This is a genomic window from Methylobacterium sp. GXF4 (assembly GCF_000272495.1).
Classification (GTDB): Bacteria; Pseudomonadota; Alphaproteobacteria; order Rhizobiales; family Beijerinckiaceae; genus Methylobacterium; species Methylobacterium brachiatum.
In genome coordinates this window covers 44,284-55,810 of the sequence record NZ_AKFK01000091.1, presented here as the reverse complement: position 1 = coordinate 55,810, position 11,527 = coordinate 44,284, and the positions used below count along the sequence as shown (strand labels likewise).

12 protein-coding genes are annotated in these 11,527 nt (G+C 69.0%); 7 read left to right on the top strand and 5 right to left on the bottom strand.

What is annotated here, in order from left to right; all coding sequences use genetic code 11:
- Nucleotides 1-206 precede the first annotated feature (206 nt).
- From WYO_RS26185 to WYO_RS29165, 3 genes are all read right to left on the bottom strand, one after another.
- Complete coding sequence (locus WYO_RS26185; protein ID WP_007568378.1) at nucleotides 207-791, bottom strand: hypothetical protein; 585 nt, start codon at nucleotides 789-791, stop codon at nucleotides 207-209.
- A gap of 307 nt (nucleotides 792-1,098) precedes the next feature.
- Entirely contained in the window at nucleotides 1,099-1,269 is a 171-nt protein-coding gene (locus WYO_RS31800) for a hypothetical protein (RefSeq protein ID WP_165486581.1), read from the bottom strand.
- Nucleotides 1,270-1,722: 453 nt separating this feature from the next.
- A protein-coding gene (locus WYO_RS29165; protein ID WP_128755095.1) for an IS5 family transposase occupies nucleotides 1,723-2,534 on the bottom strand; the annotation gives its coding sequence in 2 pieces (ribosomal slippage) (nucleotides 1,723-1,817 and nucleotides 1,817-2,534; 813 coding nt in all).
- 293 nt (nucleotides 2,535-2,827) lie between these two features.
- On the opposite strand from WYO_RS29165, the gene WYO_RS26175 reads away from it, so the two are divergent.
- The 4 genes from WYO_RS26175 to WYO_RS26160 all read left to right on the top strand — a co-directional run bounded on the left by WYO_RS26175 (nucleotide 2,828) and on the right by WYO_RS26160 (nucleotide 6,521).
- The gene (locus WYO_RS26175; RefSeq protein ID WP_007568375.1) at nucleotides 2,828-3,349 is read left to right on the top strand and encodes a DedA family protein; all 522 of its coding nucleotides are present in this window, start codon (nucleotides 2,828-2,830) and stop codon (nucleotides 3,347-3,349) included.
- 16 nt (nucleotides 3,350-3,365) lie between these two features.
- A complete protein-coding gene (locus WYO_RS26170; RefSeq protein ID WP_007568374.1) occupies nucleotides 3,366-4,151 on the top strand; it encodes a cobalamin-binding protein in 786 nt (261 codons plus the stop codon).
- Nucleotides 4,152-4,263: 112 nt separating this feature from the next.
- Entirely contained in the window at nucleotides 4,264-4,770 is a 507-nt protein-coding gene (locus WYO_RS26165; RefSeq protein ID WP_007568373.1) for an MmcB family DNA repair protein, read from the top strand.
- A 140-nt stretch (nucleotides 4,771-4,910) separates the two neighbouring features.
- A complete protein-coding gene (locus tag WYO_RS26160; protein WP_007568372.1) occupies nucleotides 4,911-6,521 on the top strand; it encodes a Na+/H+ antiporter in 1,611 nt (536 codons plus the stop codon).
- Between the two features lie 25 nt (nucleotides 6,522-6,546).
- On the opposite strand, the gene WYO_RS26155 is transcribed toward WYO_RS26160, so the two are convergent.
- On the bottom strand, nucleotides 6,547-6,822 hold the full coding sequence (locus WYO_RS26155; protein ID WP_007568371.1) for a hypothetical protein: 276 nt from the start codon (nucleotides 6,820-6,822) through the stop codon (nucleotides 6,547-6,549).
- A 143-nt stretch (nucleotides 6,823-6,965) separates the two neighbouring features.
- The gene (locus WYO_RS26150; RefSeq protein ID WP_007568370.1) at nucleotides 6,966-7,424 is read right to left on the bottom strand and encodes a GNAT family N-acetyltransferase; all 459 of its coding nucleotides are present in this window, start codon (nucleotides 7,422-7,424) and stop codon (nucleotides 6,966-6,968) included.
- Nucleotides 7,425-7,594: 170 nt separating this feature from the next.
- Between WYO_RS26150 and WYO_RS26145 the strand changes: the two genes are divergently transcribed.
- The 3 genes from WYO_RS26145 to glyS all read left to right on the top strand — a co-directional run bounded on the left by WYO_RS26145 (nucleotide 7,595) and on the right by glyS (nucleotide 11,301).
- Entirely contained in the window at nucleotides 7,595-8,506 is a 912-nt protein-coding gene (locus WYO_RS26145) for a glycine--tRNA ligase subunit alpha (protein ID WP_007568368.1), read from the top strand.
- A 68-nt stretch (nucleotides 8,507-8,574) separates the two neighbouring features.
- On the top strand, nucleotides 8,575-9,018 hold the full coding sequence (locus WYO_RS26140; protein WP_039904282.1) for a hypothetical protein: 444 nt from the start codon (nucleotides 8,575-8,577) through the stop codon (nucleotides 9,016-9,018).
- Nucleotides 9,019-9,111: 93 nt separating this feature from the next.
- Nucleotides 9,112-11,301 (top strand): glycine--tRNA ligase subunit beta, encoded by a 2,190-nt coding sequence (glyS, locus tag WYO_RS26135; protein ID WP_007568365.1) that lies wholly within the window; start codon nucleotides 9,112-9,114, stop codon nucleotides 11,299-11,301.
- Nucleotides 11,302-11,527: the final 226 nt, after the last annotated feature.

Genomic DNA, 11,527 nt, shown 5'->3' with positions numbered 1-11,527 from the left:
CCCCCACCCCTGACCCCTCCCCGCAAGGGGGGAGGGGAAAGCGCACAGGGTTCAAAGCGTTGGCGTCAAACGGATCCGTGTGAATTCGCCGGATGAAACGTCCGGATCGCGCCCCGATCCAAACACCCTGAACGGGCTGGGTTTCAGCCCCAAGGCCGATAGGCGGCCCGGAACGCGGCCCCGGCCTGCGGGGCGCTGCGGACGGATCAGGGCGCGCGGCAGCTCATCGCCACCGTGGCCTGGGTGACGCTCAGCGCCCGGCGCCGCGTCTCCAGCGAGGCATCCGGCGCGTCCGAGACGGCCCCGGCCTCCCGCCGCAGGGTCGCGTCGCAGGCGCAGGAACTGTAGCCGGCGGCGTCGTAGCAGGCGTCGTGGTGCATGCAGGCGGCGTCGAGGGCGTCGACCGGGGGCAGGCCTGCGCCGCGCTGGCCCTTGCCGCAGTAATTGCCGTGGAACAGGTCCTGCCCGGCCGCGACCTTGCCGAGATCGCCCTTGGGCGGCGCCGGCGCCTCCGCCTGCCCGCTCGGGTTGAGGTCGTTGGCCGGACCGCCCGCCTTGGAGCCGGAGGACCGCAGCGTCTTGGGGATGCCGGAGCGCTCGCCGGGCTCGTTGAGGGCCTCGCCCGCCCGCCCGTTCGGATCGGACAGGTCCGGCAGGGGCGGCGGCGGCCCCGGGCGGGGCGCGTCCGCCTCCAGGGTCGTATACGCCTCCCCGGCGACGGCCTGCGCCCGGACATGCTGCGGGACGGCCAGGAGCGACAGCCCGAGGAGGACGAGAAGGGTGGGTCTCACGGCAAGCTCCCGAATGCGGAGCCAGCAATGCGACGCGCGACGGTTCCGTTCCGAAGTTGGTCTGCGCAGCGGGGACGGGGTCGGGGGGCGTGCTGCGCGGTTGCGGTTGAGTCTTGAGAGCCTAGCCGGGTGAAGTTTACCCGCGTTGTGTTGGCGAAGGGGGCAACCACGGCAGGGCGGACGCTAACTTCGCCGCGTTCCACCAGCGTTGTCGGATGCTTCACGACCGGTCAGAGCGCCAGCGCCACAGATGCCTCACGCTGCGCGCGCAGCCCTCGGCGACCCGTTCAACGGGACTTGCTCCCTCCTAGCCCGAAGCACCAAAAAGCTCGGTTAGGTTGAAAATTGTGACGGATGAAGTCATCTCTGTACGGCCGTCAACTGATAGCCGCGTGCCATAGCAACTTTCTTCAACGATTTTTTCCGGGGTATCTGCCGATGACGTAGATACCGATGGCGCATTCAACATCTCGATCATCAATGATCTCTCACTGTTTATCGATCCGTTTTTATTATTTCACAGTGAGAAAGAAGATTATCAGCGGCTTCATGAGAATATTATACGTTATGTTATATTCCTGCGGGATGAAGTGGCGGCGGGAAGGGTCGATGAAGGTTTAATAAAGGCACGGTTTCGTTTTCCAGAGTTCAAGCAAAATTGGCTCGGGTTCTCAATGATTGTAAACAATAGCGCTGGTCTCGGGCGGTATTTCGCTAAGGCATTGAGTAATAATATTCACACTGGTTTTTGCTGATTTTGGAACTGAGCGCATCTCAAGAAGCATTCATCTTGAGAAAATTGCCTCATAAGCAGCGGTGCAGTTAGGAACAATTCATTGATTTTACGATGAGCCTGATTTTGGATTATATCTGCCGATACACACAAGATTTTTATCAGAATTATATAGACCCTAAGAGTCCGTCCGAGGAGTCAGGGTGATCGGGCGAGGCGTCCGACGAGGATCATGACGGCTGCGGCGTAGAGGAAGGCTCTGGCGGAGGCGAGGGTCGCTTCCGCATCTTCCAGAGGCGCCGGTTGCGGCTGATCCAGCCGAAGAACCGTTCGACGACCCACCGGCGTGGATGGACAGCGAAGCCGACCTGATCCGGAGGCTTGCGCACGATCTCGACGGCAATGATCCTCGCGCTCGCTGGCTTGTCGCCAGCATAGCCGGCGGCGGCGAAGGCCTTGGTGATGAACGGGAAGCTTCGGCGTGACAGGCGCAGGACCGGAATGGCTCCGTCCCGGTCTTGCACGTCGGCAGGCTGCGGATCGAGGACGAGCGCACGCCCGTCCGTGTCGACCAGCGCTTGGCGTTTGCGGCCTTTGACCTTCTTACCGGCGTCGTAGCCGCGTGGCCTGCCGCTCTCCATGGTTTTGACGGTCTGGCTGTCGAGCACGGCGGCGGACGGCGAGGCTTCGCGTCCGACACGCTCGCGATCAGCCAGGACGAGGTGGTGATTGATCCGGCCGAACAGCCCTGTGTCGCGCCAGCGGCTGAAGTAGCCGAACGTGGTCGATCGCGGCGGCAGATCCTTGGGGATCATCCGCCATCCAATACCGCCGCGCAGGACGTAGAAGATCGCGTTCAAGATCTCTCGGGGCGTCCAGACCGGAGGCCGACCGCGCGGCTCAGGCCTTGGCATCAGCGGCTCGATCACCGCCCACTCGGCATCCGTCAGATCGGTTTCATAGCGAAGGCCCGCGCGGCTATGCTGCCGCCGGGTGGTCGGGGTCCACATGGCGCTTCCAGGTCAGGCTTCAGCACCCTCCTGGAAGCATCGTCATCCCGGCCACTCAACCCCGCCTCAGACCATTTTCGGACGGGCTCTAAGACAATGGAAGGGGATCGTCTGCAGCGGAGCAGAACAACAGTAACCATCTATACCTAGATCTGAGTTTAAAAGCTCCGGGCTACCCAATCCCCGGCCGCACCTTCCGCCCGCCCCCAACTAAGTCCAAATACCCAAAACCCTTGTCCCCCGCCCTCCCCCGCCTCAGATGGGGCCGGTCGCCCTGTTGCCCCCCGAGCCCGATGGACATCGAAGCCCTGCGCACCTCGACCCTCGCCTTCGTCGAGGCGCACAAGGTCTGGACCCCGCTGATCGCCGGGGGGCTCGCCTTCTGCGAGTCGATCGCGATCCTGTCGCTGTTCGTGCCGGCCACCGTCATCCTGGTCGGCATCGGCGCCCTGGTCGGGGGGGCCGACATCCCGCTCTGGCCGGTGATCGGCGCGGCGGCGGTCGGCGCTTCCCTGGGGGATTGGCTCTCCTACGAGGTCGGGCGCTGGGTCGGGCCGGGCGCCCGCACCAAGTGGCCCCTGCGGCGCTATCCCGACCTCGTCGCCAAGGCGGAGACCTTCATCGGCCGCTGGGGCATCGCCGCGGTGGCGTTGGGGCGCTTCTTCGGGCCGGCCCGGGCCCTGGTGCCGCTGCTCGCCGGCACCCTCGGCCTGGCGCGGCTGCCGTTCCAGCTGGCCAACGTCGCCTCGGCCCTGGTCTGGGCCTTCGTGCTGCTCGCCCCCGGGGCCGGGCTGCTCGCCTGGCTCGACCGGTGATCCGGACGGCCCGCTGATGCGCCGCTTCCCGCCGGAGCGCATCGTCTGCCTCACCGAGGAGACCGTCGAGACCCTGTACCTGCTGGGTGAGGAGGACCGGATCGTCGGCGTCTCGGGCTACGCGGTGCGCCCGCCCCGGGTCCGCCGGGAGAAGCCCCGGGTCTCGGCCTTCACCAGCGCCGACCTCCCAAAGATCCTGGCGCTGGCGCCGGACCTCGTCCTGGCGTTTTCCGACCTCCAGGCCGGGATCGTCGCCGACCTGGCCCGCGCGGGTATCGCCGTCCACCTGTTCAACCAGAGGGATGTTGCCGGCTGCCTGGCGATGGTCCGCACCCTGGGGGGCCTGGTCGGGGTCCCGGAGCGGGCCGAGGCGCTGGCGCAATCCTTCGCAGCGACGCTGCAGGCGGCGGCCGATTCTGCGAAGGGACGGCCCAGCCCGCGCGTGTATTTCGAAGAGTGGGACGCGCCGATGATCTCCGGAATCGGCTGGGTCTCCGAGCTGATCGGCTATGCCGGGGGCCGGGACGTCTTCCCGGAGCTCGGTCGGCAGCCGGCCGCGAAGGACCGGATCGTCACCCCCGAGCAGGTGATCGCCGCCGCCCCCGACGTGATCCTGGCCTCCTGGTGCGGCAAGAAGGTCAACATCGACCGCATCCGCGCCCGCCCCGGCTGGGACGCGATCCCGGCGGTGCGCGATGGCCGGATCCACGAGATCAAGGCGCCGCTGATCCTGCAGCCGGGCCCCGCCGCGCTCACCGACGGGCTCGCCGCGATCCAGGTTTTTTTGGGACTAAGCCGTTGATCTGAATGGGTGGTTTTCGCCGCGATCCGGGGGCGATGCCGCGCCGCAGGTGACGGGCGCGGCGCGATTCGGCAGGATGTCCCGATTCGACACAGGCGCATCCCGGCCCCGCATGTCCGCTTCCCTCGGCCTCCCCGCCCTCCCGGCGGACGCCTTGATCCTGCCCCCCGACCGGCGGCAATCGCCCACCGCCCTGCGGATCCAGCGCGGCGTGCGCCGCCTGTTCTCCGAGATGGGCTGCGTCACCCTGCCGGAATTCTCCCTGGTCAACGGCCGCCGGGCCGACGTGATCGCCCTGTGCGGCGCCGGACGCCTCACCATCGTGGAGATCAAGTCGAGCGTCGCGGATTTCCGCGCCGACCGAAAGTGGCCCGATTACAGGGACTTCTGCGACCGGTTCTTCTTTGCCATCCCCGAGGACGTGCCCGAATCCCTGATCCCGGAGGCATGCGGCCTGATCGTCGCCGACGGCTACGGCGCCGGCATCCTGCGCGAGGCCCCCGAGCACCCGCTCAGCGGCCCCCGCCGCAAGGCCGTCACCCTCCGCTTCGCCCACAGCGCCGCCCGCATCCTGCACGCCCTGGCCGATCCGGGCGCGGTGCGGGAAGGGGCGCTGTAGGGGATCCCAAAGGGCAAGCCCTTTGGCTGGGTTCGGGGGCAGAGCCCCCGAGTCTTGCAGGGTTTTGCCCCGCATCCACACGTGAACTCGGGCCTTTCGAGGCCCTGACGTTTTCGTGAAGACTGCGCTATGGGCGGGCGATGACGTCCGTTGCCCTGTTCGAATTGATCCTCGCGCTCCTCGGGGCGGCCCTGTTGCTGTCCCTGCTGGCCGGGCGGCTCGGGTTTCCCCCGGCCGCCGCCCTGGTGCTCGGCGGGATGGCCCTGGCGGTGGCGCCGGGCCTGCCGGCCTTCGATCTCGATCCGGACCTGATCATGGTCCTGTTCCTGCCGCCGCTGCTGCTCGAATCGGCCTATTTCACCGTCTGGCGCGACTTCCGGGCGAGCCTGGGCCCGATCCTGTCGCTGTCGCTGGGGGCCGTGCTGTTCACCACCCTGGTGGTCGGGCTCGTCGCCCACGCGGTGGTGCCGGCCCTGCCCTGGGCGGCCTGCTTCGCGCTCGGCGCCATCGTGTCGCCGCCGGATGCGGTCGCCGCCAAGGCGGTGCTGGCCCGGGTCGCCCTGCCCCGCCGGTTGGTCACGGTCCTGGAGGGCGAGAGCCTCGTCAACGACGCGTCGGGCCTGGTGCTCTACCGCTTCGCCGTCGCGGCGGCCCTGACCGGCAGCTTCAACGCCTGGGCGGCGGCGGGCAGCTTCGCCTGGCTGGCGGTGGCGGGCGTCGCGGTCGGGCTCGCTTGCGGCCTGGCGGTGGACGCGCTGGTGCGGCGCCTGCGCGACGCCAACGCCGTGACGGTGCTGAGTTTCCTGGCCTCCTACGCCGCCTATCTCGCCGCCGAGGAGATCCACGCCTCCGGGGTGCTGGCCGTGGTGGCCTGCGGGCTGATGATGGGCGGGCGCGAGCACGAGGCCTTCGACGCCCATGTCCGGCGCCACGCCGTGGCGGTGTGGGAATTCGTGGTGTTCGTGCTGGAGGCCCTGGTCTTCGTGCTGATCGGCCTGGCCCTGCGCGGCGTGCTCGCCCGGACGGGGGGCGAGCTCGGGCCGCTCGCCACCGGCCTGCCCCTGGCGGTCACGGTCACGGCGGCCTGCGTGGTCGCCCGGCTGCTCTGGGTCTTTCCGGCCGTCTACCTGCGGCGGACCCTGTCGGCGCGGGTGCGCGCCCAGGAACCCCGTCCGGATCCCCGGGTGCCGCTGATCATCGGCTGGGCCGGCATGCGCGGGGTGGTGACGCTCGCCGCCGCGCTGGCGCTGCCGGTCGATTTCCCGGGCCGCGACCCGATCCTGGTGGCGGCCTTCGCGGTGATCCTGTTCACTGTCCTGATCCAGGGCACGACGCTCGGACCGCTCATCCGGCGACTGCGCCTCGACCCGCATCAGAGCCTGCCGGAGGGCCATCTCGACGCCGCGATGGCGCGGGTGGTGATGAACCAGGCCGGGCTCGCCGCCCTGGAGCGGCTGGTGTCGCCCGGGTCCGGCGCGCTGCAGCATCCGCGCCTGGTGGAGGATTATCGTCGGCGGGTGCGGGCGTCGTCCCGGGACCGCGACGAGCGCGGGGCGCTGGCCGCCGAGAAGACCGAGCATTTCGCCGCCGCGCTGCTGGCCGTGCGCTCCGGTCGCTCGGCGCTGATCACCCTGCATCGGGACAACCGCATCCACAGCTCGGTGCTGCGGGCGCTGGAGGGGGAGATCGATCTCGAGGAGCTCTACCTGAAGCGCCTCGCGGGTGAGGCGCCGGCGCACGGCGCGGCCTGATCAGCCGCGCCTGGGGCTGCTCCCCTCAGCGGGTGGTGCAGGCGTCGGACGGGGTGCCGTAGCCGCTGTAGACGACCCGCACCTTGCGCAGGCAGGGCGCCGCCTCCTTGGGGGCCGCCACGGGGGAGACCTCCACCGGATCGACCCGAAGGGTCGCCGTGACGGTCGGCTCCTCCGGGGTCGCAAGCGCGCGGCTGGCGCTCATCACGAACGGAGTGGCGGCCATGGCCGAGACCGCGATGGCGGCCAGGACGGCGAGGTTCTTGCGGCCGAAATCGTGAAGCGTGCGAGCCTGTTGCATGATCGCTGGTCCGTCGTGTTCGGCCCGCGGACGGTGCCGAAATCCCCTGTTTGCGGCGATAACTTGGCCGCGAACTTGACGGTTCCCGCTATGCTCCGAAAACAGTCGGGCTTGCGTGCTTCGGCGCACGCCCGGTGCTGATGTCAGAGGATCTTGCGGTATTGGATGAAGCCCGACCGCTCCGCGATCCGGTCGTAGAGCAGCATCGCGTCGGTATTGGTCTCGTGGGTCAGCCAGTGGACGCGCGAACAACCGGCGGCGTTCGCGGCTGCGTAGACATGCGTGATGAGCCGGCGCCCGATTCCCGCGCCGCGGGCAACATCCGCCACGAACAGATCCTGGAGGTAGCAGTAATCGCCGATCGTCCAGGCCGAGCGATGGCGGATGTGGTGGACGAGCCCGACCGCCTCCCCGTCCCGCCAGGCCAGGGCGCCGTCCACCGGCTCGGCCGGATCGTTGAGGCGGCCCCAGGTGCTCTCCGTGACCGCCTCGGACAGGTCGACCTTGTAGAAGGCCTGGTAGCCCCGCCACAGCGGCAGCCAGGCCGCCCGGTCCCCGGGGCCGATCGGGCGGATCTCGATTCTGTCCGGACTGGTGGTCACGATCCGCGTCTCCCGCGCTGCATCGGGGGAAGCTGACCATTGTCCGTCCTCCGAGCGCAAGGGGAGCCGGGCATGCCGAAGGGGCCTTCGTCTTGCACCCCCCGCCGCCCGCACCTAAACCGGCCCGCCGACACACAGACCCGCCCCGCATCGCCGAGCCTTCGCCGCCCATGTCCCAAAAGAAATCGTTCCAGGGGCTGATCCTGACGTTGCAGGAGTTCTGGGCGGCGCAGGGCTGCGTGATCCTCCAGCCCTACGACATGGAGGTCGGCGCCGGCACGTTCCATCCGGCGACCACGCTGCGGGCGCTGGGCCCGAAGCCCTGGAAGGCGGCCTATGTCCAGCCGTCGCGCCGGCCCAAGGACGGCCGCTACGGCGAGAACCCGAACCGGCTCCAGCACTATTACCAGTTCCAGGTGATCCTGAAGCCGAACCCGCCGAACCTCCAGGAGCTCTACCTCGCCTCCCTGGACGCCATCGGGGTCGACCTGAAGCTCCACGACATCCGCTTCGTCGAGGACGATTGGGAGAGCCCGACGCTCGGCGCCTGGGGCCTCGGCTGGGAATGCTGGTGCGACGGGATGGAGGTCAGCCAGTTCACCTATTTCCAGCAGGTGGCGGGCTTCGAATGCGCCCCGGTGGCCGGCGAGCTGACCTACGGGCTCGAGCGGCTCGCCATGTATGTCCAGGGCGTCGAGAACGTCTACGACCTCGACTTCAACGGCGCCGAGGGGGCCGACCGGATCACCTACGGCGACGTGTTCCTGCAGGCCGAGCAGGAATATTCCCGGCACAATTTCGAGGCCGCCGACACGGCGATGCTGTTCCGCCAGTTCACCGACGCGGAGGCCGCCTGCCGATCCTATCTCGAGGCCGGGGCGCCCGCCGCCGAGACCGAGCGCCACCGCATGGCGCAGCCGGCCTACGACCAGTGCATCAAGGCGAGCCACGTCTTTAACCTGCTCGACGCCCGCGGGGTGATCTCGGTCACCGAGCGCCAGAGCTACATCCTGCGGGTGCGCGAACTCGCCAAGGCCTGCGGCGCGGCGTGGCTCAAGACGGCGGCCGGCGGAGCCCCTTGAGCCCTCGCGCGTTGCAACCCCCGCCAACCGGCGCGCTTCGGCGCGTCCGCAGACGCGGGAATCCTATGATGAAACAGACCCTCCTCGCCCTCGGCGTCCTCGCGTTCGGCCTCGGCCCGGCGCTCGCGGCCGATCCCGGCCCGGAGGCGGTGGTCAAGAAGCTCTACGCCGAGCCGCACCCGAATCACTCGGCCGTCTACACCAAACGCCTCCAGGGCCTGTTCGACGCCGACGCCAAGCAGGCCAACGGCGCCACCGGCAGCCTCGATTTCGACTATCGCCTCAACGGCGAGCCCGTGAAGCCCGATACCGTGAAGGCCCTCACCTTCAAGGAGGCCACGGAGGGCAAGGACCAGGCGAAGGTCACGGTGGAGCGCAAGGGCGGGGACGGCTCGAAATCCATCGTCTTCGACCTCGTGCGCGAGGACGGGGCCTGGCGGGTGTCCGACGCCCACGCGATCGGCGACCGCAAGTGGCAGCTCACGACGATCCTGAAGGGCGAGGCGCACTGAACGCGCCGTTTCGGCGCCGAGCCCCCTGAGGATCGACACGAGTCCGATCCGCCGACCCTCGACAGGCCTGCGGCGCGGCGATATGGCCGCGCCATGCCCGACCTCCTGCTCGAACTCCGCTCGGAAGAGATCCCCGCCCGCATGCAGCGGCGCGCGGCGGAGGATCTCAAGAAGCTCGTCACCGACGCCCTGGTCGAGCGCGGCTTCCTGTACGAGGGCGCCAAGGCGTTCTCGACGCCGCGCCGCCTGGCCCTGCACATCGCCGGCCTGCCCGCCCGGGGCGAGGCCGTCCGCGAGGAGCGCCGCGGCCCGCGGGTCGGCGCCCCCGAGGCCGCAATCCAGGGCTTTCTGAAGAGCGCCGGCCTGGCGAGCCTCGACGAGGCGCAGAAAATCACCGATCCGAAGAAGGGCGAGTTCTACCTCGCGGTGATCGAGCGGGCCGGACGCGAGACCCTGGACGTGCTCGCCGAGCTCCTGCCCGAGATCATCCGGATTTTCCCCTGGCCGAAGGCGATGCGCTGGGGCGCGTCCTCGGCCCAGCCCGGTGCCCTGCGATGGGTGCGCCCGCTGCAATCGATCGTCGCGACCTTCGGGCCGGAGACCGAGACCCCCGAGGTCGTGCCGTTCGCGGTCGGCGGCATCGCGGCCGGGACCGTCACCTACGGCCACCGGTTCCTGGCCCCGGGGCCGATCGAGGTGCGCCGGTTCGACGACTACATCCAGGCCCTGGAGCGCGCGAAGGTCATCCTCGACGCCGACCGGCGCAAGGACGTGATCCTGCACGACGCCCGCGACCTCGCCTTCGCGCGCGGCCTCGACCTCGTGGAGGACGAAGGCCTGCTGGAGGAGGTGGCCGGCCTGGTGGAATGGCCGGTGGTGCTCATGGGCTCCTTCGACGAAGCCTTCCTCGACATCCCGGCCGAGGCGATCCGGGCGACCATCCGGGCGAACCAGAAATGCTTCGTCCTGCGCAAATCCGGCTCGGAGGATCTGGCCCCCGCCTTCATCCTGGTCTCGAATCTTCTGGCCTCCGACGGCGGCCAAGCGATCACCGCCGGCAACGAGCGGGTGGTGCGGGCGCGCCTGTCGGACGCGAAATTCTTCTGGGAGACCGACAAAGCCACGAAGCTCGAGGACCGGCTGCCGAAGCTCGGCTCCATCGTCTTCCACGAAAAACTCGGCACCCAGGGCGAGCGGATCGCCCGCATCGCCGCCCTGGCGAAGGAGCTGGCGCCGCTGGTGGGGGCCGATCCGGCTCTGGCCGAGCGCGCCGCCCGCCTCGCCAAGGCCGATCTCGTCACCGAGATGGTCGGCGAGTTCCCGGAGCTCCAGGGCCTGATGGGCCGCAAATACGCGGCGCTCCAGGGTGAGCACGGAAGCGTCTGCGCGGCCATCGAGGAGCATTACAAGCCGGTCGGCCCCTCCGACCGGGTGCCGAGCGATCCGGTGTCCATCGCGGTGGCGCTGGCCGACAAGCTCGACACGCTCGCCGGCTTCTGGTCCATCGATGAGAAGCCGACCGGCAGCAAGGATCCCTTCGCCCTGCGCCGCGCCGCCCTCGGCGTGATCCGGCTGATCCTGGAGAATGGGCTTCGGCTGCCGCTTGCCGGCTCCGTATTGCCCGATGCCTTCGACGCACAATCCGCTGGCCGGATGGTCGCGATTGTCGATCTTTTGGGTGGGATCGAACGCATCGAAGCCGAGCTTTCGGCTCTGCCCCCCGATACGAATTTGCTCGCGAATCCGCAGATCGCCGACTTGCTCGGCTTCTTCGCCGACCGTCTCAAGGTCTATCTCCGCGACCAGGGCGCCCGCCACGACCTGATCGACGCCGTCTTCGCCCTGCCCGGCCAGGACGACCTGCTGATGGTGGTCCGCCGGGTCGAGGCGCTCGGCCAATTTCTCGACACCGAGGACGGCAAGAACCTGCTGGCCGGGGTCAAGCGCGCCTCGAACATCCTGCGGATCGAGGAGAAGAAGGACGGCCGCGCCTACGATGCCGCGCCCGATTCCGCGCTTGCGGCCTCCGGCGAGCCGGCCGAGCGGGCCCTCGCCGAGGCCCTGGCGGGCGCCGCCGCGACGGCGTCCCAGGCCATCGCGAGCGAGGACTTTGCCGGGGCAATGCGGGCGCTCTCGACGCTGCGCGCGCCGGTCGACGCCTTCTTCCAGGACGTGACCGTCAACGCCCCCGACCCGAAGCTGCGCGAGAACCGCCTGCTCCTCCTCAACGCACTCCGCGCCGCGACCCGCGCGGTGGCGGATTTCTCGAAGATCGAGGGGTAGCGCGCGCCGTTCGCGATCCCACCCGCGCCCTCATCCTGACAGGCTGTGAATCTTTCGATCGACAGACGGAATTGCGTCCCAGGGAAGCGCGGGTCCCCTCTCCCGTGCGGGAGAGGGGCAGGGTGAGGGGTGCGACCTCTCCGGACAAACCTGGTCCCTCACCCCAGCCCTCTCCCGCACGGGAGAGGGGGCCTGTCGCGCTCCGTCCTCGAAGAATTGAGAACTC

Excerpts from the sequence above, each read along its gene's own strand:
- WYO_RS31800 (WP_165486581.1), bottom strand. The coding sequence starts at position 1,269 with ATGATCGAGATGTTGAATGCGCCATCGGTATCTACGTCATCGGCAGAT.
- WYO_RS26175 (WP_007568375.1), top strand. The coding sequence starts at position 2,828 with ATGGACATCGAAGCCCTGCGCACCTCGACCCTCGCCTTCGTCGAGGCG.
- WYO_RS26170 (WP_007568374.1), top strand. The coding sequence starts at position 3,366 with ATGCGCCGCTTCCCGCCGGAGCGCATCGTCTGCCTCACCGAGGAGACC.
- WYO_RS26165 (WP_007568373.1), top strand. The coding sequence starts at position 4,264 with ATGTCCGCTTCCCTCGGCCTCCCCGCCCTCCCGGCGGACGCCTTGATC.
- WYO_RS26160 (WP_007568372.1), top strand. The coding sequence starts at position 4,911 with ATGACGTCCGTTGCCCTGTTCGAATTGATCCTCGCGCTCCTCGGGGCG.
- WYO_RS26155 (WP_007568371.1), bottom strand. The coding sequence starts at position 6,822 with ATGCAACAGGCTCGCACGCTTCACGATTTCGGCCGCAAGAACCTCGCC.
- WYO_RS26145 (WP_007568368.1), top strand. The coding sequence starts at position 7,595 with ATGTCCCAAAAGAAATCGTTCCAGGGGCTGATCCTGACGTTGCAGGAG.
- WYO_RS26140 (WP_039904282.1), top strand. The coding sequence starts at position 8,575 with ATGAAACAGACCCTCCTCGCCCTCGGCGTCCTCGCGTTCGGCCTCGGC.
- glyS (WP_007568365.1), top strand. The coding sequence starts at position 9,112 with ATGCCCGACCTCCTGCTCGAACTCCGCTCGGAAGAGATCCCCGCCCGC.